This window comes from Winogradskyella psychrotolerans (genome assembly GCF_018860545.1).
In the GTDB taxonomy this organism is placed as follows: domain Bacteria; phylum Bacteroidota; class Bacteroidia; order Flavobacteriales; family Flavobacteriaceae; genus Winogradskyella; species Winogradskyella psychrotolerans_A.
Genome location: NZ_JAHKPN010000027.1, coordinates 53789 through 78235 on the forward strand (window position 1 = coordinate 53789; position 24447 = coordinate 78235).

Below are 24447 nucleotides of genomic sequence, written 5' to 3' on the forward strand. Positions count from 1 at the left end.
GAGTTGTAAATTTACTAAAAATGGCTGCAACTTATCAGAAACCTAAAACAAAAATTGGGTGATAAATACGCATATTCATCAACCAATTTTAGACTAATTTTTTAAAGTCTTAACTTATTATTTGTAATGCTTTTTATATTTTATATAAGAAAAGACACCTAATAATGTAATGATAACAAGGGTTATTGCGATAAACTGAAAACTCAATATTTGATCACCACTTGCATAAGAATGCAATCCTGCGAGATAGAAATTCACGCCAAAATATGTCATTAAAATACTTCCAAAAGCTATAATTGACATGAGGTTATAAATCCATTTCCCTCGTAATCCAGGGACTAAACGCATGTGTATAACGAACGCATAAATCATAATACTGATTAGTGCCCAAGTTTCTTTTGGGTCCCAACCCCAATAGCGACCCCAACTTTCATTTGCCCACATACCACCAAGGAAGTTTCCTATAGTTAACATAACCAAACCAACAGTTAATGCCATTTCGTTTATAATGGCTAATTCTTTAATATTAATGAGCATGCGCTCTTTATTCTCTTTGTTCGTGAAAATCATTAACAATAATGACACCACACCCAAAATCATACCTAAGGTAAAGGGACCATAACTCGCTACAATTACAGACACATGTATCATTAACCAATAGCCTTGTAAAACAGGTTGAAGGTTTGCTATGGCAGGATCCATCCAATTCCAATGGGCGATCATTAAAATCATAGACGTTACAAAAGCACCTGCAGCCACTGTTAAACTTGATGTGCTCGTTTTACCCAAAATTGCCATTACAATTCCTGAAATATCTTTTTTATGAATCTTTTCTTTTCTTTTAGTTACGCCCACAATAAAACCAAAAAGCATGGTGGACCAAGCCACATAAATCATTGATTCATAAGCATCACTCCATGGTGCATGACCAGATAAATACCATCTCCAAATTAAACCTAAGGTGTGCAGGACAAATAATAAAGCAACAACACCTAATAATCCATTGATTGCCATCTTAAGCCCTGTGCTTTTATAGTTGAAAATTTGAATAATAATTAAAACAAACAACAGCGTCGCAGCATACATATACCAGCTAAACAAACGCTTAAAAATATCGTAATCGTTGTATAGAATTTCGGAATTAATTTTGTCATCACTCAACATGACTTCACTTCCAAAACGTTGTTGTGTCTTTTTTATCCCTTCAAGCAGTTCTTCAGCTTTTGAAAAATTACCAGTCTGTTTGGCATTGTTTAAAGTGACTAAATACGCACTAAATCCATTATTTATGAAATTACCATATAAACTATCCTCTATTTTTTCTCTATAATCTTGTTCTCTAAAGTCTAGTGATGAGATCCATTTGTTATTTTCATCATTAGGAACCGGAAAAATTTTAATAGAGCGGCCTTCAATAGCATTGTATAACAAATTTACTCTAGAATCTGCTTCCTTAACTTCTTTTTGAAATCCATTAGGCACCTGCACTCTATAAGCTTCCTCCAAATAAGGTGCTAATTTGTAACGCCCTTCTGGTGTAAAATAATCTACAAGTCTCGAGTATTTTTCGTCATAACCGACACCTATAATATCTCTTATAGAATCTGCTTTTCTAGGTTTTAAATAAATGATTGGCACATTGTACCATAGCATTGGACTTTCTTGAATAGAAAGAAATACCTGATCAGCATCAAAATCTTCATAAACATCACTTTTACTTAATTTACGAAGCATCTCAGAAGCATATGTATGCATTGGCATCATACGACCGCTATAATCCTGAATCACCATTTTAGAAAACTTTCGGGCGTGTTCTTTTGGTGTTATATGAACGCTTAGAATAGAATCAATTTGCTCTTTTTCTGTTTTCTGTTGATGATTATGACCATCATCTTCTGAATGCCCTTGTGAAAAGCCTGACAAACTAATAAGAAGCAAGATCATAGTCATCATCTTGGCTTTCTTCTCCTTTATTTTAGCCAACCTTTTTCGTATATCATCAAAGCGTGTGTTTTTCACAAATAGAATAGCAAGCATTGATAAGTATAAAAGGATATAACCAGCATAAGTAATGTAGGTTCCCCAGAAATCATGATTTACAGAAAGAACTGTTCCTTTTTCATCTGGATGGAAACTGGCTTGAAAAAAACGATAACCTTTATGATCTAAAACATGATTCATATATACACGATAATCAAAATCACCGTCTTCTTTATCAAATACTGTGATTTTACTTTCGTAAGACGAATACGCTTTTTCCGTACCTGGATATTTTTCAGCTATAAAATCATTGAGTTTAATTTCGAAAGGTAACTTTAATAATTTAGGACCGTATTGTAATGCCATATCTAAGCCACCAACCTCAAATTCCTTTAAGGCTGTGTAATTACCAGGTCCTCCAATAATACCTACTTTTTTAGTCTCTCCATTTGCTGTTACACTTAAGACGAGTCCGTCTGGATCTGCCTTAGTTTTTAAAAGCTCTGGTTTTTTAACAATTCCAAAATCACCTTTAACAATCGGTTTTGGCATTACAAGCTGCATGTTCCCAATAATATATCTAGACCTTAAGATTAAGGGTTGCAGACTGTCCTTAATTAACTTACCTGTCGCACGTGTGGCCATGGTCATGTACTCCCCATCATAAGGAGAGTTAATAGACAGACCATTTTCTGTCTCCATAATATTAATCGCACCTTCTTGAAATTTATTTAAAGACACCAACACATTATGAAGATTAGCCACTGATCCATCTTCTAAAAAGTGATTATGTGGTCCACTTTCTCCAGCTTCAACGATTTTTAAATAACGTTTCCCAGTGTCTCCAGGAATAATATCTTCTTCTGCTCCTTCAATAAACTCTTCAAGTTTAATGCTAACTTCCGTATCTCCATAATCGAACGTTTCATCAAATTCATTATCTAATCGCGGAGAAAAATCGACATGCTCCTCTATTCTACGTTGCTGTAATTGACCATTAACTGTATAATCACCAATAATACGACCACCAATATAAGTTTTCTGGGAAAAAAATTCGCTTTCAGTATCTCCTTCTCTTATTGGCATCATGCCTTCAAAACCAACATAGCGCGTTATAAACGCTCCAAGAAGAATAAGGATAAAAGATAGGTGCAGTATTAAGGTTGCCCATTTCTCTTTTTTATAAAGTCTGAACCTATAGATATTACCAACAAAATTGATCACAAAAAACACCATTATGGCTTCAAACCACCAAGCATTATATATTAATGTTCTTGTGTATGGGGTTGGTGAGGTTTCCATATTCCGATCTAAAATAGTCCCAACTGCCATGGCAACGGCAAAGGCAATAAATAAGAACGCAGTAAGTTTTGTAGAGAATAGGAAATTAGCGATTTTCTTTTGCATAGCTATAGGCTTTTTAAGCTGTGCAAAGATATGTTTTTTTAATTATTAAGAGTTTTAGATTAAGTGCTAAAACATGTTAAAATTGAACGTAAGAAACGATTTAACTTTTCATATTTGATTTAAGCAATTTATTCTGCTCAGCCATTAATTCTTTTAAATCGGATAACAACTGAATATCCTTTGGAGTTACCACTGTTTCATCTTTAGTATCTTGAGCCTTATCCCGAAGTCTATTCATAAATTTAACAATAATAAATACTGTAAAACCTATAATTAAAAAATCTAAAAATACTTCTGATAATTTCCCATAGGCCACCGCAACTTCAGTCGTCGTTATGGTTCCAGATGCATCAGCTATCGCTTCACGTAATACCAATTTTTTATCACCAAAATTAACTCCATCAGTTAACAAAGACAATGGAGGTAAAATCACCTGCTTTGCCAAAACGTCTATGACTTTATTGAAGGCTGCACCAATTATGATACCAATGGCCATATCCATCATGTTTCCTTTTACTGCAAATTCTTTAAATTCTTTGAGAAGCTTCATATGTGTGTTTAATTTTTAGGTTTTTAAAACTACAAATTTAAAATATGACTATCAATGATTACCTTTTCTAGCAGCAAAAATATTCATATACATAAACGTTCCCATTTTACGAGCTCTTCGTTTGGCGTTTTCTGCATAATCTCCTTCAAACAATTCATTTATCGTTTCAAACCATAAATTCAACCACAAACCGAAATGCAATTCGGTAATACTGTGATTAAATGCGGCATCCACTTTTTTATGTGCTTCTAACGGATTGCCAAAAAACTTTGTTTTTAGGAACAAACTCGATTCCCAAAAGGTGGTGAGATGCTCTAAATGTGCTGGCCAATCCTTAATCGTTTCATTAAAAAATGGTCCTAATTTTTCGTCTTTTCTTACCTTCTCGTAAAATTTGGTGACTAATAGAAATATATCGTCTCTGTTTTTTATGTCTGATTTGCTCATTGTTCCAAAGTTATCTTATTATTCGCTTCGTTGTTATTCTAAGATAAGAAATCTTAGTATTTTTACAGCATGATTTCAGTGATATTACTTGGTGCTGGCAATGTAGCCACACATTTATATAAAGCCTTTTCTAATGCCGAAAATGTGTCGGTAAAACAATGGTATAATAGAACACGTTCTTCCATTTCGTCGTATGCAAATGACGTAGACATAACAGATTCTTTAAACGAACTTAAAGAAGCTGACCTCTATATTATGGCTGTAAGCGATGATAGTATTGCAGAGTTGTCTTCGGCTTTACCATTTACCAATCGTCTAGTGGTTCACACTTCTGGAAGCGTTGCTATGCATGATTTAGACAAAAAAAATCAAATTGGTGTTTTTTATCCGTTACAAACGTTTTCTAAAGCTGCAGATATTGATTTTTCTGAAGTCCCTATTTGTGTTGAGGTTTACGAAAAGGAAAATCTTGAATTATTAAGAAATTTAGCAAGAGCTGTGGGATGCAAACCGCATAAAATCACAACAGAACAACGCCAAACGCTTCATTTAGCCGCTGTATTTGTCAATAACTTTACCAATCAACTGTATAGAATTGGTCATGAAATTTGCGAAACAAAGAATATCGAATTTAACATTTTACATCCTTTAATTGAAGAAACGGCTAAAAAAATTCAGCAAATGTCACCTTTTATAGCCCAAACTGGTCCTGCAAAACGCAACGACAAAAAAACGATTAAGCGACAATTGAAATTAATTGAAAAAGAAGAGCATGAAGCTATTTATAAACTGCTAACATCATCAATTAAAAAAACACATCATGTTTCTAACTTTAGACCAAGAAAAGGTAAAGTTGAAACAAATTAAAAGTAAAACAACTCATGAGCAACGATAAAAGTTATAAAGAATACTTGGCAGATATTACCACCTTTATTTTTGATGTAGATGGTGTATTAACAGACGGTACCATTACAGTCACAACTGATGGTGAAATGCTGAGAACCATGAATATTAAGGATGGTTTTGCACTAAAAACAGCTATTGATGCTGGGTTTAACCTTTGTATTATTTCTGGTGGCTCAAATGAAGGAGTTCGTAAGCGATTAGCCGGATTAGGAATAACAGACATATTTCTTGGTGCACATAATAAAATTGAACAACTCAATAGTTACTTAGACCAACACAAGGTTTCTAAATCTGAAGTCTTATATATGGGTGACGACATACCAGATTTCCCTGTGATGAAATTAGTGGGTTTACCGTGTTGTCCTCAAGATGCTGTCCCAGAAATTAAAGCCATTTCAAAATACATTTCACATAAAAACGGTGGAAAAGGAGCTGTTAGAGACGTTATTGAGCAAGTCCTAAAAGTTCAAGGAAAATGGAATGGTAATTTTGATGCTAAGTATGATTAATTAATTGTTGGTTGTGGTAATAAAAATCGTATAAATTTTTAAAACATGTCAAGCGGAAGAAGACATAGTACAGGATTTGGATATATTGGTTTTGGTAATAGTCAGTCTACATTTAACCAAAGATCATCTACTCCATTTTCTAAATACAAGGAAAAACTAGATCTTGAAGCTCATCTACACTACAAAATGGATTTTTTGCATAAAGACTTAACCAAAGAAGACAAGCAAAAAATTAAAGACAAAATAAAACAACAAGAGCTTAAGCTTTTAAAAAAAACAGCAATTATTAGTATCATTGTACTTCTATTTATAGGAGCTATTGCTTATTATTTAATTACTAAAATATTATCTCACTAACCCTCAAATGATTCACTTTCTTAATTTAATCCGTTGGAAGAATTTATTAATGATTGCGTTAATCCAATATTTAATAAAATATGCCCTTTTATTACCGTTCCAACAAAGTCACGGAGTCTTAATCACCCTAAGTAACTTTAATTTTTTCCTATTAGTTTTAGCGACGGTTCTTATTGCTGCTGGCGGTTATATCATCAACGACATCTACGATATTGAAATAGATAAAATCAATAAACCTGATAAGGTTGTAATCGATAAACATATATCAGAAAAAAACGCATACAATCTATTTATAGCATGCAATATTATTGGTGTTGGCATCGGATTTTATCTTGCTAATGGTATTGGTAAATCTGCATTTTTCTCTATATTTTTTGTCGCTTCGGCTCTACTCTATATTTATTCAACTTCACTTAAACAAATTGCTGTTTTAGGTAATGTTATTGTTTCCATTGTGGTCGCGTTAAGTATTTTATCAGTTGGTCTATTTGAATTGGTTCCTGCCATAAACATTAATAATAAGGCTGTTCAAACCACATTTCTTAAGATTATTATAGACTATGCCATTTTCGCTTTTATGATTAATCTACTTAGAGAATTAGTTAAAGATATTGAGGATATTGATGGTGATTATAAAGCTGGACTTAAAACACTACCTATTCTTTTAGGCAGAAAACGTGCCGCTAAAGTTGCATTTATTGTGTCTCTAGTTCCAATTTTGTCAATTACAGACTACATTATCACCTATTTATTTAAACAGCAGATTGCTGTAGCTTATTTTTTATTACTAGTTATCGCACCACTCATTTACGTCAGCATCAAATTATTTAGTGCTAAAAGCAAAGCGCAATTCAAACATATTAGCTTAACCTTAAAATTAGTGATGCTCACAGGCATGCTATCTCTATTGCTATACAATTTTATAATTCTAGACTAAAATGCTAAACGAAAAACTTAAAGATTTCAATATTATATTAGCTTCAGCATCTCCTCGTCGTCATGCATTTTTAAAGTCCATGAATCTCAATTTCGAAATTCAATTAAAACCCGTTGAGGAAATTTTCCCAAATGATTTACAAAAAGAAGGCATCACCGATTATTTAGCGAAACTTAAAGCTCAACCTTTTCTAAAATACCTTAAGGATAACGATATTTTAATCACAAGCGATACGATTGTATGGTTAGAAGATAAAGCCATCGGAAAACCAAAAGATGAAGCTGATGCTTTCAACATGATAAAATCATTGAGCAATAAAACACATGATGTAGTGACATCTATCTGTTTTACTCAAAACTCGGGACAACACGTCGTTAACACCATCACTAAAGTGACATTTAAAGCCTTAACAGATAAAGAAATTCAGTATTACGTCAGCACCTACAAACCCTTAGATAAAGCTGGTGCTTATGGTATACAAGAATGGATTGGAGCGATTGGCATTATTAGTATTGAAGGGTCCTATAATAACGTTGTTGGCTTACCTACACATTTACTATACAAAACGTTAAATACTATTGCAGACCGTAATTAGAGTCTTATCTTTAATGTACATTATTATTAGTTATTTTGAGCTTCATTTTCGTGAGCTAAAGGGCTAAAAATACGCAAACATTATGATAAGAAATATACACTCCAAACTACTTTTTGTACTATTTATACCGATTGCACTCTTCACATCCTGTAAAGAAAATACGACGGCTACTACAGAAACTGAAACAATTTCAGAACCTGAAACTGAAGTCTTGCAACCAAAAACAAAACTCACCGCTGATTTTAAAAGCTATTGGTATAATGGTGAAGCTGAAATCACGTCTTACAAACTAGAACATGCGCGTTATGGTGAAATACGGGAAGGCTCAGCTGTTTTGGTTTTTGTTACTGAAGATTTTTTACCTTCCGAACAAGTGAAAGCTGACAATTACAGCGAAAACAACATTCCGGTTTTAAAACTCAATGCTACTAAAAAGTTTAATACCGGAATTTATCCGTATTCCATAATGCAGAGTACGTTTTATCCTGTGGCAAATAATCAACATCCTTTAAAAATATCAGCCTCTATACAAGAATGGTGTGGCCATGTGTATACACAGTTAAATAATCGGGATTTATTTGAAGTGCAAACCCATTCTTATTTTCAAGGTGAAGCTGACGACACTTTTAAACTCGAGAAAACTTGGACAGAAAATGAATTATGGACCAAGTTGCGTATTGATCCTAAAAGTCTTCCCGTAGGACAAATAGCCTTAATTCCGTCTTTAGAATCCATTCGACTCAATCACGAAACCTTAGAACCTCATGAGGCTATTGCTACCTTAGAAACTGATAGTTACACCATAGCGTATCCTGAATTAAATCGGACTTTAAAAATAAACTTCAATCCTATTTTTCCTTATGACATATTGGGTTGGGAAGAAACGACCATTAAAGGATCAGGTGCATCTTCAGAAACATTAACAACCAAAGCTTCAAAATTAGAACGTATTAAATCTGACTACTGGAACAAAAAAAGCAATTCAGATGTCAAACTTAGAGAAACTTTAAAATTGCAATAAACTTCATGGATTCTGAATTATATTTGTTTAGCAAAACACTTCTTAAATGAGTTCAATACTTCAAACGTATCAATACGAAATAATATATACAGCGATTCTATTAATTACGTTGTTTACTATTAGAAAAATAATCGTAATCACGGTAAAAAAAATTGGCAAAAAAAGTGGTACAACCGAAGCCAGAGCTGGTTTAATTGGTCGTTATGTTACGGTTACACTCGTGCTTCTAGCGATTCTGATAGAAACCTTTATTCTTGGTGCAGACCCTAGTGATATTACTCTTATTTTTTCATCCATTTTTGCGGTAATCGGAATCGGTCTTTTTGCTATTTGGTCTATTTTAAGCAACATTACTTCAGGTATTATTATGTTTTTTTCCTTCCCGTACAAAGTCGGTGATAAAATAAAAATTCACGATAAAGACGATTCTATCATTGGTATTATTGAAGATATTAGAGCTTTTCAAATTCACATTAAGGATGACAATGGGAATTTAGTCACCTACCCTAACAACCTAATTCTTCAAAAAGCTGTAACTTTATTGCAAAAGGATGCTTTAGATGAGCAAATAGACGATAGCAGCATTTTGTAACCTATGAGAAAAAAAACGGCAAAAAAACGTACACAAAATTATAAAAAACACATAGGAAAAGCACCTGGTACGCTAGTATACACCGGAAAGAAAACAGAAAAGCAACTTCAAATAGAATCTTTTGATTACACCAAAGAAACACTGAACGAACGCGTTTTAAACAATATTGAAGATGCAAGATCGTACAGAGAAACGGATTCCGTTACTTGGATTAATGTTGATGGACTGAATTCATTAGGTGAAATTGAAAATATTGGAAAACAATACGATTTACATCCGCTTGTATTAGAAGATATTGTAAACACTACACAACGTCCAAAAATTGACGAATACGACGATTACTTATTTATAGTTCTCAAAATGCTGTACTATGATGCCGATGAGAATGTCGTTATTGAGCAAGTGAGTTTGGTCCTCGGAAAAAATTATGTGTTGTCGTTTCAGGAATCTGAAGGAGACGTTTTTGATACGGTTAGAGACCGAATTCGTGTGGGTAACGGACGTATTAGAGGTTTAAAATCCGATTATCTCCTATATGCCTTAATTGATGCCGTTGTAGATCATTACTTTAGTATTATTGAAACGCTTGGAAATAAAATTGAAGATTTAGAAACCGATTTGTTTGATGGCCATGCTAAAGAAAACATTAGTATTGAAGTGCAACAACTTAAACGTGAAATCTTAAAAGTACGTCGCGCTATTTTTCCCCTTCGCGAAATCATCAATCGCATAGAAAAAGGGGAACATCCACTTATTTATAGACGCACCATCACCTATTACCGAGATATTTATGATCATTTAATTCAAGTTTCTGAAAATATTGATATTTACCGTGAAATGATTTGGAGTTTAATGGATATGTACATGACAACCATTAGCAACAAAATGAATGAAGTGATGAAAGTCCTCACTATAATTTCTACTATATTTATTCCATTAACCTTTTTAGCAGGGATCTACGGAATGAATTTTAACAACATCCCGGAACTACGTTACGAATACAGTTATTTTATTCTTTTAGGCGTTATGTTTGTGATGCTGATTCTAATGCTGATTTATTTTAAGCGTAAGAAGTGGTTGTAGATCATAAATTTTAATTTAAATAATGACTAGACAAGAACACCTTAGATTTTGTAAAACTTGTATTAATCGTGATATGGACCTTAATGTTGGTCTAATTTGCAAACTTACAGGAGAAAAAGCAAATTTTGAAAACGAATGCCCATCTTATAAATTAGATGAGATTGCGATAGCTCGAATGGATAATGTAGAGCCTATGGAACGTCACCAAATTACGGGACGCATATCTGAAGACATGTTAGAAGAGTTTAAAAAAGATCAAAGTCTACCAGCCGCCATATTTATTGGTGTTTTTATAGGTGTTTTAGCCGCAATAGGTTGGGCTATATTAACTGTTCTAACAGGCATGCAAATAGGATTAGTTGCTATAGCCATTGGTGCTGCTGTTGGACTTGGCATAGGTCATTTTGGGAAAGGTTTAGATTCTATTTTTGGTATTTGCGGTGCTATTATAGCTGTATTTAGTTGTGTTTTAGGAAACTTTCTTAGTATAATTGGATTTGTTGCTAATGCAGAAAATTATGGTTATTTTGAAACATTACTCTACTTCGATTATTCATATACTTTTGAAGTCCTCAAAGAATCTGCAAGCGTTATGGATTTTTTCTTTTATGCCATTGCAGCAGCTGAAGGTTATAAGTTTTCTTTTAGAAAAATTACTGAAAAAGAACTTCATGATTTAGAAAACAATAAACCGTTAAACAAAACCTAAAAAAAAGGAATAAATTACTATCTTTTCTATATTTGAAACACAACTAACTAATAACCTCATGTTTCAACTTAGACTCTGTCTATTGCTTTTTTTAAGCTCTATCGTTTCATTACAAGCGCAACAACCAAAAACCTACAATTCTTCAGAAATTTACGAAGCTGTTCAAAAACTTAATGTTTTAGGATCAGTCCTCTATATTGCCGCACATCCAGATGATGAAAACACACGCCTAATTTCATACATGTCTAACAACATTAAAGCGCGTTCAGCCTATTTATCATTAACACGTGGAGACGGTGGACAAAATCTTATTGGGCCAGAAATCAGAGAACTTTTAGGAGTTATTAGAACCCAAGAATTATTAGGCGCAAGACGTGTAGATGGTGGAGAACAACGCTTTTCTAGAGCCAATGATTTTGGGTATTCAAAACATCCGGATGAAACTTTAGAAATCTGGAATGAAGATGAGGTTTTAGCTGATGTTGTGTGGGCTATTAGAACGTTTAAACCAGACGTTATCATTAACCGTTTTGACCATAGAACACCAGGCACAACGCATGGCCACCATACGGCTTCTGCCATGTTGAGTGTAGAGGCTTTTGATATTGCTAATGATGTTTCTAAATTTCCATCACAATTAGAACTAACAGAAACTTGGCAACCCAAACGCTTATTTTATAACACCTCTTGGTGGCGTTATGGAAGTCAAGAAGCATTTGATAAATTGGATAAAAGCAACATGATCACTTTTGATATTGGTGCATATTATGCCTCTAAAGGCAAGTCCAATAACGAAATTGCGGCTTTAGCCAGTAGTCAACATTTATCTCAAGGGTTTGGCCGTTTAGCACAACGTGGTTCTCAAGATGAATACATTGAATTTTTAAAAGGAGAATCCCTAAATAATAGCGACGATATTTTTGAAGGTATTGATACCTCTTGGAATCGTGTTGAAGGTGGAAAGGCCATTGGCAACATCCTAAAAAAGATTGAAACCAATTTCAATTTTAAAAATCCAGCAGCACACTTACCACAACTTTTGGAAGCCTATAAATTGCTTCAGACTTTAGAAGATAAGCATTGGAAAGCCGTAAAAACCAAAGAACTTAAATCCATTATTGAAGCGTGTGCAGGTTTATATTTAGAAGTTTCGGCGAATACACCAAATGCAGCACCAAATGCAGATGTCACCTTGCAGATGGAAGTCATAAACCGAAGCACTGCAAACATCAATTTGGTGTCCTATAGCCTTTCCACATTACAAACAGGAGTTTCAAAAAACATGACATTAGCCTCTAATCAGAAATTAAATTTTGAAGAAGGGATTACCATTCCAAAGGACAGTGATTACACCACACCTTATTGGTTAAATACTAAAAGTACATTAGGCATGTACACTGTGAAAGATCAAAATTTAATTGGCTTGCCAGAAACACCTCGAACGGTTTTTGTGAATTTTAATTTAATCATTGAAGACACACCTATTAGTTTCAAAAAACCTGTAGTGTACCGATATTCTAAGCCAGATAAAGGTGAATTATATCGCCCTTTTGAAATCATTCCTATCGTTTCTGCAAGTTTAAGTGATGACGTTTATATTTTTGAAAATGACCAGCAAAAAGAAATTGAAGTTACTGTAAAAGCAGGCAAAAACAATATTAATGGTTTTGTTCAGATGGCTTACCCCAATGATTGGCAGGTTTATCCTGAAAAACAGCCCATTGAAATCGCTAACAAAGGAGACATTCAAAAAGTTCTATTTACAGTTATTCCACCAAAAAATCAAAGTGAAGGTCTAATAACCCCAATGGTTAATATTGATGGAGAATTTTATACTGACGAACTTATAGAAATCGATTATGCACATATTCCATTTCAGACCGTTTTAATGCCAAGTGAAAGTAAAGTAGCGAGATTAAATATTAAAATTGAAGGCCATAACATTGGTTATATCGAAGGTGCTGGAGATGCGGTTCATGAAAGTTTAAGACAAATTGGCTACCATGTTACCATAATTAAACCCGAACAAATTTCACCAGAAAATCTTGATGATTTTGATGCTATCGTTGTTGGCATTAGAGCTTATAATATCGTTGAAGACCTTATTTTTAAACAACGTTTTTTACTAGACTATGTAAAAGAAGGTGGAAATTTAATCATTCAATACAACACTAACAGAGGTATTAAAGTAGACAATTTAGCTCCATACGATTTAAAAGTCTCTAGAGATCGTGTTACTGATGAACATGCAGAGGTACATATACTAGAGCCTAATCATCCGATTCTAAATTTTCCAAATAAAATTGGAGTGCAAGATTTTGATGGTTGGGTGCAAGAACGTGGTTTATATTTTCCAAACGAATATTCTAAAGAGTTTACACCATTACTTGCATTTAACGATAAGGGCGAAAATTCCAAAGAAGGTGCTTTACTTGTTGCAAAATACGGCAAAGGAACCTATATTTACACAGGTCTCAGTTTCTTTAGGGAGTTTCCGGCAGGAGTTCCTGGTGCCTACAGACTTTTTGCAAACCTCTTATCAGCAGGAAAACAAGAATCTAATTCACTTAAAAACTAAGGAAGTAAGACTGAACAACTGACTAACCACCAATTAATAGCTAACCGATGAAAAATCAAGACCAACCACAGCCTCAACAAAAATGGAGTAAAATGTACACAGCTGTATTAATAGCTAATGCCATTTACATTGTCTTATTTTACTTTATCACAGCTTCTTTCGCGTAAACACATATAATGCAACAGACTTTAGATTGGATTGATTGGACGGTTTTAATAGTAACATTAGCAACCATAGTTGGTTATGGAACCTGGAAAACTAGAGGTCGAAAAAATGCACAAGATTATATAAAAGGAGGTAATACGTCTCAATGGTGGACCATCGGTCTATCCGTAATGGCAACCCAAGCAAGTGCAATTACATTCCTCTCTACAACAGGTCAGGCTTTTGCTGACGGCATGGGTTTTGTTCAATTTTATTTTGGACTTCCGATTGCCATGGTTATTATTTGTCTGGTATTTATTCCTATTTACCATCGGCTTAAAGTATATACCGCATACGAGTTTCTAGAGAACCGATTTGATCTTAAAACCCGAAGCTTAACAGCCATACTCTTTTTAATTCAACGTGGTTTAGCAGCCGGAATTACCATTTTTGCACCAGCCATTATTTTGTCTGTTGTTTTAGGTTGGAATATTGTAACACTCAACATTATAATTGGTGTACTCGTTATTATTTATACTGTTTCTGGTGGCACAAAAGCCGTAACGGTAACCCAAAAGCAGCAAATGTTTGTGATTTTCGCAGGTATGATTGCGGCGTTGTTTATCATCATTAATTTAATTCCTGAAGAAGTCTCGTTTAGAGATGCCATTGATATTGCTGGTGCCACAGGAAAAATGAAAGTTTTAGATTTTTCATTCGATTTAGAAAACAGATATACCATTTGGACTGGCTTAATTGGTGGAACATTTTTAATGCTCTCCTACTTTGGTACAGATCAAAGTCAAGTACAACGTTATCTTTCTGGTAAATCCATGAAAGAAATGCAAATGGGTTTGTTATTTAATGGTATGCTAAAAGTACCTATGCAGTTCTTTATTCTACTTGTAGGTGTTATGGTATTTGTGTTTTATCAGTTTAACCCTTCGCCTTTAAACTTTATAGACAAATCGGAGCAAACTGTTTTAGCTTCAGACTATGGTGATGATTATAGAGCACTTCAAGATAAACAAACAACATTATTTACTGAAAAGCAAAACGTAAGTTTAGCTTTATCTAAAAGTGAAGATGATAGTTTAAAAAACAGATTATTTGAATTAGATAGTATTGAAAAAACCTACCGCTCAGAATCCAAATTTTTAATCAAAAAAGCAGTTGACACAGAATACACTTCAGCATATAATACATTAAAAAAGGAAGTCGAAGCTTTAAAAGCGAATCCTGAAAGTGAAGCCTATCTTTCAAAATCTGCCGAATTAACAACATTATATAAAGATGCTGCAAAGGATACACAAACCAATGACAGAGATTATATGTTTATTCGATTTATATTAAACAATTTACCTACAGGACTCATTGGTTTGTTACTTGCTGTTATTTTATCAGCTGCCATGTCTTCAACAGCTTCCGAAATTAATGCACTTGCAACCATTACATCTATTGATTTGTATGGAAGAAACTTAAAAGAAGATAAAGGAGATGATCATATGGTAAAAGTGACCAAATGGTTTACTTTAGGTTGGGGAATTGTAGCCATTATTATTGCTTGTTTTGCAGATTTAGCGGAGAACCTAATCCAGTTGGTTAATATCATTGGATCTATTTTCTACGGCAATGTTTTAGGGATATTCTTACTCGCCTTTTTCTTTAAATACATTAAAGGGAATGCAGTTTTTATTGGAGCACTAATCACACAAGCCATAGTTGTGATTGGTTGGTGGTTTGATTGGATGCCTTACCTGTGGCTCAATTTATTTGGTTGTATCGTTGTCATCGCTATCGCAAATATTTTACAAATCCTATTGCCTAAAAAATCGAAAATTGACATCTAAAATCATTCATTGGGGAATTATTGGAGCAGGAAAAATTGCCTCTAAATTTGCCACCGATTTGAATACTGTTTCAAACTCCAAACTCTACGCCATTGCCTCTAGAGACATAGAAAAAGCTAAAATTTTCGGTGAAGAATACAAGGCTACAATTGCGTATGGCAGTTATGAGGATTTAGTTACAGATCCTCAAATCGATGCAATTTATATAGCGACACCGCACAGTTTTCATAAAGCACATACGCTATTATGCCTCAACCATAATAAACCGGTTTTATGTGAAAAGCCTTTTGCCATGAATTTGGAAGAGGTCGAGGAAATGATTCAACTTTCAAAAGAAAAAAGTACGCTTCTAATGGAAGCCATGTGGACGATTTTCCTTCCACATTATCAATATACTTTAGACCTACTTCAAAAAAAGCATTTTGGAAAGATTTTAAACCTTGAAGCTGATTTTGGTTTCCATCCTACTTATAATGAAACCTCACGAGTTTTTGATAAATCGGTTGGAGGAGGCAGTTTATTAGACATAGGAATTTACCCTGTGTTTGCTGCACTTTCAAGTTTAGGAAAGCCAGATAGTATTGAGGCCAAAGCGCAGTTTTTCGATTCTGGTGCCGATTCAGAATGCCTTATTAAATTTAAATATAACAAGGCTACTGCACATTTAAAAAGTACATTATTAGAACAAACAAATACCGAAGCCATCTTTCATTGCGAAAACGGCACCATAAAAATAAATGGGCGTTTTCATGAACCATCGTCTGTAACCTTGATTGATAACGATGGTCATTCTGAATTAAAAGAATTTGAGAATAACAGCATTGGTTACAGCTATGAAATTGAACATTTCAATCAACTGATTAGAGCTGGTAAAATTGAAAGCCATATCATGACTTTTGAAAAAAGCAAACAATTGATTAGCACTTTAGACAGCATAAGACATATAATTGGCTTACACTATGCATAAAAAAAGCGCAACTAAACATTTAGCTACGCTTTTAAATTGATCAAGTCTATTTTATTACTTCGCTCCCCATTCTTTAAGAGAGTCCTTATTCATTTTTACATAATCAGCATTACCTGCTGCTTCCGATTTCGCTAAAGATTCTTTGGCGATAGCAATGGCTTTCTTTTTGTCTCCTAAGGCGGCATAGATTAAAGACTGTTTTCTCAATTGGTAAAACATAGGTTCTTTAGTCATAGACATGGCTTTATCCATCCATTCTTTTGCTTGTTCTAAATCTTTACCTTCAGATAAGTTATACACAGCAGCAGCATAATAATCGTTAGCTGATGGTCCTGCCATTACTTTTTCAATAGAAGCCGTTACTGTTTTAGCAGTTGGAACTTCAAATTTTAAATTAGCCATTGTGCTCTCCCAGATAAAACCTAATTCTGCAGAACCACTAGTTAAATTATCAAAAGTAATTGTAAAGGTTTCAACTTTCATTGGTAATTGCATGGTTTCAATTGTCACTTTAGCAGCAACTTTAGCAGCATCAATAGTTTTTGGTGTTCCCCAATTGTTAGTGTCACTATAGAAAATTACTTCCCATGATTTTTCAGAAGGTGTGATAAAAATAGCATAAGATCCCGCTTTTAAAGTATGACCAGCAATAACCACGTCATCACTAAATGTAACCATCGTATTTTTATTAGCTCCTGCTCTCCATAATTTTCCATAAGGCACTAAGTCGCCAAAAATAGTTCTTCCATTCATGCTCGGACGCGAATATTCTAAGGTAACCTCCGTCAAACCGACCTTCTGCTCTATTTTAGAAAAAGGACTTGGTTGTGGTGTTTCAATTTGTGCATTTACCGAAAACATCATAGTTAAGGCAAAGGTAAAAAGTACTAATTTTTTCATTTTTTTTTGTGTTAAGTGTTCTTAATTTTCACTTGTAAAATTACGACTTAACCTAAGCTAGAGATGTTAATAAAATCTTAAAATGAGATAGATAGACCTTTCGGCATAACACATTTTTTTGTTAAATAATTTGAATTCACACTCTTTCATCGTAATATTGCAATATAATAATATAGAATTACTATGGGAGTCACTAAATCAGAAATTTTCACAGCAGAACAAAATCAAATTTCTAGCATTGCTAAAGTTTTTGGTCATCCCGCTAGAGTGGCTATCCTTCAACATTTATTTAAGATAGATTCCTGCATTTGCGGTGATTTAGTGGATGAAATTGGTTTAGCACAACCAACCATCTCTCAACACTTGAAAGAATTAAAAAAAATTGGACTTATTAAAGGCAATATTGAAGGCACTAGTATTTGCTATTGTATAGATAAAGAGAATTGGACTCACATGAAAACCACCTTAGCAGCCTTTCTAGACCAAGATCTTGAAGAAACTAACGATTGTTGTTAAATAACATTAAAACATACACCTATGAAACTATCAGAAATTAAATCAAAATTAAAAACATTAGACACTATTGCGTTTCAATTACCAAATGGCACTTTAGTACCAAACCATTTTCATGTGACTGAAGTTGGAAAAGTCTCAAAACACTTCATCGATTGTGGTGGTACTGTGAGAACCGAAAATGTAGCAAACTTCCAACTATGGGAAGCAGATGATTACGATCACAGATTACATCCTGAAAAATTACTAAGTATTATTGAGCTTTCAGAAAAGGTATTACAAATTGAAGACTTAGACATCGAGGTAGAATATCAAGGAGAGACTATCGGAAAATATGGTTTAGACTTTGATGGCAAACACTTTTTATTAACAACGAAGTTGACAGATTGTTTAGCAAAAGATAAGTGCGGCATCCCTGAAGCAAAACCAAAATTAAAATTATCGGAATTACAAGATCAAGCCGCTTCGTGTTGTGGACCTGATTCTGGATGTTGTTAATCATTAATTTTTTACACAAACATTATGCTATACCAATCTATTGAAAGCCAAATAGAACAATTAAATTTTGATTCTATTATTGCAGAACGAAAAACTATTTTACAACCACTTATAGATTTTATTCAACAAAAAGTAAGTGAGAATGCTATTATAAACTTAAATTTTATTTGTACACATAATTCGCGTCGCAGTCATTTATCGCAAGTTTGGGCCCAGGTTATGGCTACTTATTTTGATATTAAAAATGTGTATTGTTATTCTGGCGGAACAGAAGCGACAGCGCTTTTTGCTGTAGTTGCAAAAACGTTAGAAAACACTGGATTTAAAATTGAAATGCTATCTAACGGTAGCAACCCAGTTTACAGTATTAAATTTTCGAAAAATGCACATCCTGTTATTGGTTTTTCAAAAACCTTTGATGCACAATTTAACCCGATGTCATCGTTTACAGCAATCATGACCTGCTCTAGTGCAGATCAAGGCTGTCCATTTATTGCAGGTGCAGAAAAACGAATTCCTATTACATATGAAGATCCAAAAGCATTTGACAATACGCCACAGCAATTGGAAAAATATGAGGAACGTAGCCTTCAAATTGCTACAGAACTAAAATATGTGTTTTCAAACATTACAAAATAATTACCATGACTGCAATCAATAAAAAATTAAGCTTTTTAGATAACTATCTTACATTATGGATTTTTATAGCTATGGCTATAGGTGTTGGTATCGGCTTTTTTGTCCCCTCATTTCCTGAGTTAGTGGAGTCTTATAGTAGTGGAACCACTAACATTCCAATCGCTATTGGGCTCATTTTAATGATGTATCCTCCATTGGCAAAAGTGAATTACGCCTTACTACCAAAAGTGTTTAAAGATGTCAAAGTCTTATCTATTTCTTTGGTTTTAAACTGGGTGCTTGGTCCTGTTTTAATGTTTGTGTTGGCCATTACATTTTTAAGAGACTATCCAGAATATATGGTTGGCCTAATCTTAATAGGTTTAGCACGCTGTATTGCTATGGTTTTAGTTTGGAATGATTTAGCAGAAGGCAGTAGTGAATACGGAGCTGGTTTGGTTGCTTTGAATAGTATATTTCAAGTGTTTGCATACAGTTTTTATGCCTACTTGTTTATTACGGTCCTTCCTCCCTATTTTGGTTTTGAAGGTGCCATCGTAAATATTTCTATTGCGACCATTGCCGAGAGTGTTGCCATTTATTTAGGTATTCCGTTTTTATTGGGTATTCTTTCGCGTTTAATTTTGGTAAAACTTAAAGGTGAAGACTGGTACACTACCAAATTTATTCCCGCCATTTCTCCAATGACCTTAATTGCGTTATTATTTACTATTGTAGTTATGTTTTCACTCAAAGGGGAGCTTATAGTGGAGATACCAATGGACGTTTTAATTATTGCAGTACCTTTATTAATATATTTCGCATTAATGTTTCTTATTGGCTTTTTCGTCAGTAAAGCCATGGGAGCCACTTACGATAAAAACGCAGCAATCGCATTTACAGCGGCTGGTAACAACTTTGAATTAGCCATTGCTGTAGCAATCGCTGTGTTTGGATTGAATTCTGGACAAGCATTCGCGGGCGTTGTTGGACCTTTGGTAGAAGTACCTGCTTTAATTCTATTGGTAAGAGTCGCATTTTGGTTACGTAAAAAGTACTATCTACCTAAAGCCACCTCATAACATACCACGATATCAGAAATTGCTGTTAAATTTTGTTTAACTAATAGATTAAATCGTTAAACATTCCGTATTTTTACATTGTAAATTAATTACAATGGCAAAAAAGAAAAATTTAACGCAAAGAGATATCATTTCATTTTACATGGATTACGTGTTAACCCATGATAAAAAACCAAATTCGGTATATGCCTTTGCAAAGGATAACAATTTTGAAGAACAGAAATTCTATGAATTTTTTAATTCTTTTGAATTACTAGAACAATCAATATTTAAAGTATTTTTTGATAATACTATAAGCGTGCTACACAAGAGTGAAGATTATCATTCATTTGATGCACGCAATAAATTACTTAGCTTCTATTTTACGTTTTTCGAAGTATTAACGGCAAATAGAAGCTACGTGATTCATGCCCTTAAGTCAGATAAAAATAAACTTAAGTCTTTAAAAACATTATCCCTTTTAAGAAAAAGCTTCACGGATTACATAGGGCATTTAGGCATTAAGACTATCGATCTTAAGCAAGAAAAACTTGAAGACCTAAAACACAAAGCTTTAAAAGAATCGGCTTGGGTGCAATTGTTAATCACCATGAAATTTTGGTTAGATGACACCTCTGCCTTATTTGAAAAAACAGATGTATTTATTGAAAAATCCGTACAGGCTAGTTTTGATGTTATCGATACCACTCCTTTAAAAAGTCTTATTGACTTTGGTAAATTCTTATACAAAGAAAAAATACACTCCAACTAGATGAAAACAATAGATAGTATTCCAATTACAAAAATTTCTAGAGCCACTAAATTGGTGTCTACAGGTGCAAAAGTTGGTGTGAATTATTTAAAGTATTACGGTGATAAAATGGTAAATTCTGAAGAAGATGCCAAAGCACGCCTTAATCAGAATAATGCCGAAGATATTTACGATAGCTTAAAAACCTTAAAAGGAAGTGCGCTAAAAGTAGCACAAATGTTGAGCATGGAAAAAAGCATTTTGCCTCAGGCTTATGTCGAAAAATTTTCTTTATCTCAATTTTCGGTGCCGCCATTATCACCGCCTTTGGTCATAAAAACATTTAAAAAATATTTTGGAAAACATCCCGAAGATTTATTCGATACTTTTAACGTAACTTCTGTCAATGCTGCTAGTATAGGTCAAGTCCATATGGCAGAGAAGGATGGGAAAAAACTTGCTGTGAAAATCCAATATCCAGGAGTTGCGGAAAGTATCGCGTCAGATTTAGCTTTGGTTAAACCTATTGCTATTAAGATGTTTAACATTAAAGGAAAAGATTCAGATAAGTATTTTAAAGAGGTTGAAAATAAATTAACCGAAGAAACCAATTACATTTTAGAAATTGAACAAAGCAAAGCGGTTGCAAACGCTTGCCAACATATTCCTAATCTAAAATTTCCAAAATATTACGAGGAATATTCATCTGAACGCATCATCACTATGGATTACATGAAAGGCGAACACCTTTCAGAATTTGTAATGCACAACACAGATGAAGCCTTAGCCAATCAGTTAGGCCAAGCCCTTTGGGATTTTTATATGTTTCAAATTCACAATTTAAGAAAAGTACATGCAGACCCACATCCTGGAAATTTTTTAATTTCGGAAGAAGGCAATTTAATTGCATTAGACTTTGGCTGTATGAAAACCATTCCAGAAGATTTCTACATTCCTTATTTCGAATTAGCTGAAAAAGAATGCATCGACAATCCAAAATTATTCACTGAGAAATTATACGAATTAGAAATTCTTAGAAAGGATGATTCAGAGGAAGAAATAAAATTCTTTAGTGCTATGTTTCATGAGTTATTAAGCTTGTTTACCAAACCATTTCATGTTGAAGAATTTGATTTTTCAAATCCAGAATTTTTCAATCAAATTTCAGAAATGGGACAACGGTATTCAAAAAGCACTGAACTTAGAAACATGAATGGCAATAGAGGTTCTAAACACTTTATTTACATCAATAGAACCTTCTTTGGACTGTATAATTTAATGTTCGATTTAAAATCTAAAAACGTTAAAATCAATAATTTCAAAAATCTATAGATGTTAGAATTTACCAGTGACGACTTTGAAAAAATGGACCATTTATACCGAATTAACCTCATTAACAGTTGTTCTGGTTATAAATCTGCAAATCTCATTGGCACAAAAAGCGAAGATGGTATTAGTAATGTCGCTGTATTTAGTTCTGTAACGCATTTGGGCTCAAATCCTGCTTTGTTAGGTTTCTTTTTGAGGCCAACAACAGTAATGCGTAACACTTATTCTAACTTAAAAACCACAGGGAAATATACCATTAATCACGTCCATTCTGATATCTTAAAAGACGCACATCATACGTCTGCAAAATACGATTCAAACATATCAGAATTCGATGCTACACAACTCACTGAAGACTATAAAGCTGATTTTTTAGCACCTTTTGTAAAGAATGCGCCTGTACAATTGGCTATGCAATTTGTTGAAGAATATCCTATTGCTGCCAACAATACGATTTTGGTTATTGGTAAAATTGAAACCTTATACCTAAATAATAATTTACTAGAAAAAGACGGTTTTGTAAATTTATCTAAAGGAAACGTAGCAACTATAAACGGACTCGACGGTTATGCTATTCCAGAATTAAAAACCCGTTTGGACTACCAAAGACCTAAACCAGAATTTGTAAACTCTAAAAGCTAATGCGCATATTAATCACAGGTACCACAGGCTATATTGCCAAAAGACTCGCACTTCAATTACTTGAAAATGAGCATGAATTAATCTGTTGTGTACGTGATTTAAACCGAATTCCAGATGAAATTGAGGACCATCCGTTATGTTCTTTTATAAAGGTAGATTTCTTAAAACCTGAAGATGCTGAAATTCCAAAAGACATCGATGCCGCGTATTATCTGATTCATTCCATGGCTACAAGTTCTGATGATTTTGAAGATTTAGAACAGCAATGTGCCCAAAATTTTAAAGACCTCGTTGAACCAACCAACTGTAAACAAGTCCTTTTTTTAAGTGGCATTGTTAACGATGCGTCGTTGTCTAAACACTTAAAATCGAGATTACAGGTTGAAAACACATTAAAATCAGATAACTACGCACTTACCACGTTTAGAGCAGGCATCATTGTTGGTAGCGGAAGTGCGTCTTTCGAAATTATAAGAGATATCGTAGAAAAGTTACCGTTTATGATTACACCAAAATGGCTCAATACAAAAACACAACCCTTAGCCGTTCGCGATGTGCTCAACTTTTTAGCAGGTGGTTTAGGCAAAACCGAATTGTATAATAATTCTTATGATATTTTCGGTCCGGAAGTACTGACCTACAAAGAAATGCTACTTCAATTTGCCAAAGTTAGAGGTTTAAAACGATACATTGTGACGTTACCTGTGCTAACACCAAAACTTTCGTCGTATTGGCTATATTTTGTAACCTCTACGTCGTTTAAATTGGCAGCTGCTTTGGTTGACAGTATGAAGGTTGAAGTGATTGGCAAATCAAGCAACATCAACAGCATTATTGGTATTGAACCCATGGATTACAAAACTGCTGTGGATTTAGCTTTTCAGAAAATTGAACAAAATGCTGTGATATCGAGTTGGAAAGATGCTGTGAGCAGCGGACGATTTAAAGACCAATTATCGAAGCATATTGAACTACCAAAATTCGGCTGTTTTAAAGACGTCAAGCAACGTAAAGTGACTGACGAAGAATTTACATTAAATAAAATTTGGGCCATTGGTGGCCGAAATGGTTGGTACAGCTTTAACGGCTTATGGAAACTAAGAGGTTATATGGACAAACTTTTTGGTGGTGTTGGCTTAAGACGTGGAAGAACAAGCGACACCAATCTAGAAGCTGGCGACGCCCTAGATTTCTGGCGCGTTTTATATGCGAATAAAGAAGAAAAACGACTCTTACTTTTCGCAGAAATGCGTTTACCTGGCGAAGCTTGGTTAGAATTTAAAATCGAAAATGGCCAATTGCACCAATGTGCAGTTTTTAGACCTAAAGGCATTTGGGGACGCTTATATTGGTATGCCGTTTTACCGTTTCATGCCTTTGTTTTTAATGGTATGATTAACGCTTTGGTAAAAAAATGAGAATGAAAACACCCCTGAAGTCCCCTCAAGGGGACAATAGTAACAGATAAACTTTGAAGGATTGTCCCCTTGAGGGGACTTTAAG

The 24447-nt window shown here is 34.0% G+C and carries 24 protein-coding genes; 20 read left to right on the plus strand and 4 right to left on the minus strand.

Going from position 1 to position 24447, the window contains the following annotated elements; all coding sequences use genetic code 11:
- Nucleotides 1–117: 117 nt before the first annotated feature.
- The 3 genes from ccsA to KO515_RS10425 form a co-directional block, all read right to left on the minus strand.
- Nucleotides 118–3387 (minus strand): cytochrome c biogenesis protein CcsA, encoded by a 3270-nt coding sequence (ccsA, locus tag KO515_RS10415; protein ID WP_215936300.1) that lies wholly within the window; start codon nucleotides 3385–3387, stop codon nucleotides 118–120.
- A gap of 100 nt (nucleotides 3388–3487) precedes the next feature.
- Nucleotides 3488–3937 carry a large conductance mechanosensitive channel protein MscL gene (gene mscL, locus KO515_RS10420; protein WP_215936301.1) on the minus strand — a complete coding sequence of 150 codons (450 nt, stop codon included), beginning with the start codon at nucleotides 3935–3937 and terminating at the stop codon, nucleotides 3488–3490.
- Nucleotides 3938–3988: 51 nt separating this feature from the next.
- Nucleotides 3989–4384, minus strand: a complete 396-nt coding sequence (locus tag KO515_RS10425; protein ID WP_215936302.1) for a group III truncated hemoglobin — start codon at nucleotides 4382–4384, stop codon at nucleotides 3989–3991.
- A 69-nt stretch (nucleotides 4385–4453) separates the two neighbouring features.
- On the opposite strand from KO515_RS10425, the gene KO515_RS10430 reads away from it, so the two are divergent.
- From KO515_RS10430 to KO515_RS10485, 12 genes are all read left to right on the plus strand, one after another.
- Nucleotides 4454–5251, plus strand: a complete 798-nt coding sequence (locus tag KO515_RS10430) for a Rossmann-like and DUF2520 domain-containing protein (RefSeq protein WP_215936303.1) — start codon at nucleotides 4454–4456, stop codon at nucleotides 5249–5251.
- Nucleotides 5252–5265: 14 nt separating this feature from the next.
- A complete protein-coding gene (locus tag KO515_RS10435; protein WP_215936304.1) occupies nucleotides 5266–5799 on the plus strand; it encodes a KdsC family phosphatase in 534 nt (177 codons plus the stop codon).
- Between the two features lie 45 nt (nucleotides 5800–5844).
- Entirely contained in the window at nucleotides 5845–6156 is a 312-nt protein-coding gene (locus tag KO515_RS10440; RefSeq protein ID WP_215936305.1) for a hypothetical protein, read from the plus strand.
- A 7-nt stretch (nucleotides 6157–6163) separates the two neighbouring features.
- Nucleotides 6164–7093, plus strand: coding sequence for a geranylgeranylglycerol-phosphate geranylgeranyltransferase (locus tag KO515_RS10445; RefSeq protein ID WP_215936306.1), 930 nt, complete (start codon nucleotides 6164–6166; stop codon nucleotides 7091–7093).
- A 1-nt stretch (nucleotide 7094) separates the two neighbouring features.
- The gene (locus tag KO515_RS10450) at nucleotides 7095–7688 is read left to right on the plus strand and encodes a Maf family nucleotide pyrophosphatase (protein ID WP_215936307.1); all 594 of its coding nucleotides are present in this window, start codon (nucleotides 7095–7097) and stop codon (nucleotides 7686–7688) included.
- An 82-nt stretch (nucleotides 7689–7770) separates the two neighbouring features.
- Nucleotides 7771–8709: a septum formation inhibitor Maf gene (locus KO515_RS10455; RefSeq protein WP_215936308.1), complete on the plus strand. Its 939-nt coding sequence runs from the start codon at nucleotides 7771–7773 to the stop codon at nucleotides 8707–8709.
- A gap of 46 nt (nucleotides 8710–8755) precedes the next feature.
- Nucleotides 8756–9301: a mechanosensitive ion channel domain-containing protein gene (locus tag KO515_RS10460; protein WP_215936309.1), complete on the plus strand. Its 546-nt coding sequence runs from the start codon at nucleotides 8756–8758 to the stop codon at nucleotides 9299–9301.
- 3 nt (nucleotides 9302–9304) lie between these two features.
- Nucleotides 9305–10384, plus strand: coding sequence for a magnesium/cobalt transporter CorA (gene corA / locus KO515_RS10465; RefSeq protein WP_215936310.1), 1080 nt, complete (start codon nucleotides 9305–9307; stop codon nucleotides 10382–10384).
- 22 nt (nucleotides 10385–10406) lie between these two features.
- Nucleotides 10407–11093, plus strand: a complete 687-nt coding sequence (locus KO515_RS10470; protein ID WP_252723843.1) for a hypothetical protein — start codon at nucleotides 10407–10409, stop codon at nucleotides 11091–11093.
- A 58-nt stretch (nucleotides 11094–11151) separates the two neighbouring features.
- Nucleotides 11152–13671 carry a PIG-L family deacetylase gene (locus KO515_RS10475; protein WP_215936311.1) on the plus strand — a complete coding sequence of 840 codons (2520 nt, stop codon included), beginning with the start codon at nucleotides 11152–11154 and terminating at the stop codon, nucleotides 13669–13671.
- A gap of 176 nt (nucleotides 13672–13847) precedes the next feature.
- Nucleotides 13848–15665 (plus strand): sodium:solute symporter, encoded by a 1818-nt coding sequence (locus tag KO515_RS10480; protein ID WP_215936312.1) that lies wholly within the window; start codon nucleotides 13848–13850, stop codon nucleotides 15663–15665.
- On the plus strand, nucleotides 15655–16632 hold the full coding sequence (locus KO515_RS10485) for a Gfo/Idh/MocA family protein (RefSeq protein WP_215936313.1): 978 nt from the start codon (nucleotides 15655–15657) through the stop codon (nucleotides 16630–16632). Before KO515_RS10480 ends, KO515_RS10485 begins: the two co-directional genes overlap by 11 nt.
- A gap of 54 nt (nucleotides 16633–16686) precedes the next feature.
- Here the strand turns inward: KO515_RS10485 and KO515_RS10490 are convergent, their stop codons facing one another.
- Complete coding sequence (locus KO515_RS10490) at nucleotides 16687–17532, minus strand: DUF2911 domain-containing protein (protein WP_215936314.1); 846 nt, start codon at nucleotides 17530–17532, stop codon at nucleotides 16687–16689.
- A gap of 183 nt (nucleotides 17533–17715) precedes the next feature.
- Between KO515_RS10490 and KO515_RS10495 the strand changes: the two genes are divergently transcribed.
- From KO515_RS10495 to KO515_RS10530, 8 genes are all read left to right on the plus strand, one after another.
- Nucleotides 17716–18048, plus strand: coding sequence for an ArsR/SmtB family transcription factor (locus KO515_RS10495; protein ID WP_215936315.1), 333 nt, complete (start codon nucleotides 17716–17718; stop codon nucleotides 18046–18048).
- 21 nt (nucleotides 18049–18069) lie between these two features.
- On the plus strand, nucleotides 18070–18543 hold the full coding sequence (locus KO515_RS10500; RefSeq protein ID WP_215936316.1) for a DUF6428 family protein: 474 nt from the start codon (nucleotides 18070–18072) through the stop codon (nucleotides 18541–18543).
- Between the two features lie 24 nt (nucleotides 18544–18567).
- Nucleotides 18568–19182 carry a low molecular weight phosphatase family protein gene (locus KO515_RS10505; protein ID WP_215936317.1) on the plus strand — a complete coding sequence of 205 codons (615 nt, stop codon included), beginning with the start codon at nucleotides 18568–18570 and terminating at the stop codon, nucleotides 19180–19182.
- 5 nt (nucleotides 19183–19187) lie between these two features.
- The gene (gene arsB / locus KO515_RS10510) at nucleotides 19188–20243 is read left to right on the plus strand and encodes an ACR3 family arsenite efflux transporter (RefSeq protein WP_215936318.1); all 1056 of its coding nucleotides are present in this window, start codon (nucleotides 19188–19190) and stop codon (nucleotides 20241–20243) included.
- Nucleotides 20244–20337: 94 nt separating this feature from the next.
- Complete coding sequence (locus KO515_RS10515; protein ID WP_215936319.1) at nucleotides 20338–20994, plus strand: TetR family transcriptional regulator C-terminal domain-containing protein; 657 nt, start codon at nucleotides 20338–20340, stop codon at nucleotides 20992–20994.
- Entirely contained in the window at nucleotides 20995–22305 is a 1311-nt protein-coding gene (locus tag KO515_RS10520) for an ABC1 kinase family protein (protein WP_215936320.1), read from the plus strand.
- On the plus strand, nucleotides 22306–22944 hold the full coding sequence (locus KO515_RS10525; RefSeq protein ID WP_215936321.1) for a flavin reductase family protein: 639 nt from the start codon (nucleotides 22306–22308) through the stop codon (nucleotides 22942–22944).
- A complete protein-coding gene (locus KO515_RS10530) occupies nucleotides 22944–24362 on the plus strand; it encodes an SDR family oxidoreductase (protein WP_215936322.1) in 1419 nt (472 codons plus the stop codon). Before KO515_RS10525 ends, KO515_RS10530 begins: the two co-directional genes overlap by 1 nt.
- Nucleotides 24363–24447: the final 85 nt, after the last annotated feature.

Coding starts and splice junctions, on each gene's coding strand:
- KO515_RS10505 (WP_215936317.1), top strand. CDS start 18,568: ATGCTATACCAATCTATTGAAAGCCAAATAGAACAATTAAATTTTGAT.
- KO515_RS10480 (WP_215936312.1), top strand. CDS start 13,848: ATGCAACAGACTTTAGATTGGATTGATTGGACGGTTTTAATAGTAACA.
- KO515_RS10525 (WP_215936321.1), top strand. CDS start 22,306: ATGTTAGAATTTACCAGTGACGACTTTGAAAAAATGGACCATTTATAC.
- ccsA (WP_215936300.1), bottom strand. CDS start 3,387: ATGCAAAAGAAAATCGCTAATTTCCTATTCTCTACAAAACTTACTGCG.
- KO515_RS10435 (WP_215936304.1), top strand. CDS start 5,266: ATGAGCAACGATAAAAGTTATAAAGAATACTTGGCAGATATTACCACC.
- corA (WP_215936310.1), top strand. CDS start 9,305: ATGAGAAAAAAAACGGCAAAAAAACGTACACAAAATTATAAAAAACAC.
- KO515_RS10530 (WP_215936322.1), top strand. CDS start 22,944: ATGCGCATATTAATCACAGGTACCACAGGCTATATTGCCAAAAGACTC.
- KO515_RS10450 (WP_215936307.1), top strand. CDS start 7,095: ATGCTAAACGAAAAACTTAAAGATTTCAATATTATATTAGCTTCAGCA.
- KO515_RS10495 (WP_215936315.1), top strand. CDS start 17,716: ATGGGAGTCACTAAATCAGAAATTTTCACAGCAGAACAAAATCAAATT.
- KO515_RS10425 (WP_215936302.1), bottom strand. CDS start 4,384: ATGAGCAAATCAGACATAAAAAACAGAGACGATATATTTCTATTAGTC.
- arsB (WP_215936318.1), top strand. CDS start 19,188: ATGACTGCAATCAATAAAAAATTAAGCTTTTTAGATAACTATCTTACA.
- KO515_RS10460 (WP_215936309.1), top strand. CDS start 8,756: ATGAGTTCAATACTTCAAACGTATCAATACGAAATAATATATACAGCG.
- KO515_RS10445 (WP_215936306.1), top strand. CDS start 6,164: ATGATTCACTTTCTTAATTTAATCCGTTGGAAGAATTTATTAATGATT.
- KO515_RS10520 (WP_215936320.1), top strand. CDS start 20,995: ATGAAAACAATAGATAGTATTCCAATTACAAAAATTTCTAGAGCCACT.
- KO515_RS10455 (WP_215936308.1), top strand. CDS start 7,771: ATGATAAGAAATATACACTCCAAACTACTTTTTGTACTATTTATACCG.
- KO515_RS10440 (WP_215936305.1), top strand. CDS start 5,845: ATGTCAAGCGGAAGAAGACATAGTACAGGATTTGGATATATTGGTTTT.
- KO515_RS10470 (WP_252723843.1), top strand. CDS start 10,407: ATGACTAGACAAGAACACCTTAGATTTTGTAAAACTTGTATTAATCGT.
- KO515_RS10490 (WP_215936314.1), bottom strand. CDS start 17,532: ATGAAAAAATTAGTACTTTTTACCTTTGCCTTAACTATGATGTTTTCG.
- mscL (WP_215936301.1), bottom strand. CDS start 3,937: ATGAAGCTTCTCAAAGAATTTAAAGAATTTGCAGTAAAAGGAAACATG.
- KO515_RS10475 (WP_215936311.1), top strand. CDS start 11,152: ATGTTTCAACTTAGACTCTGTCTATTGCTTTTTTTAAGCTCTATCGTT.
- KO515_RS10430 (WP_215936303.1), top strand. CDS start 4,454: ATGATTTCAGTGATATTACTTGGTGCTGGCAATGTAGCCACACATTTA.
- KO515_RS10500 (WP_215936316.1), top strand. CDS start 18,070: ATGAAACTATCAGAAATTAAATCAAAATTAAAAACATTAGACACTATT.
- KO515_RS10515 (WP_215936319.1), top strand. CDS start 20,338: ATGGCAAAAAAGAAAAATTTAACGCAAAGAGATATCATTTCATTTTAC.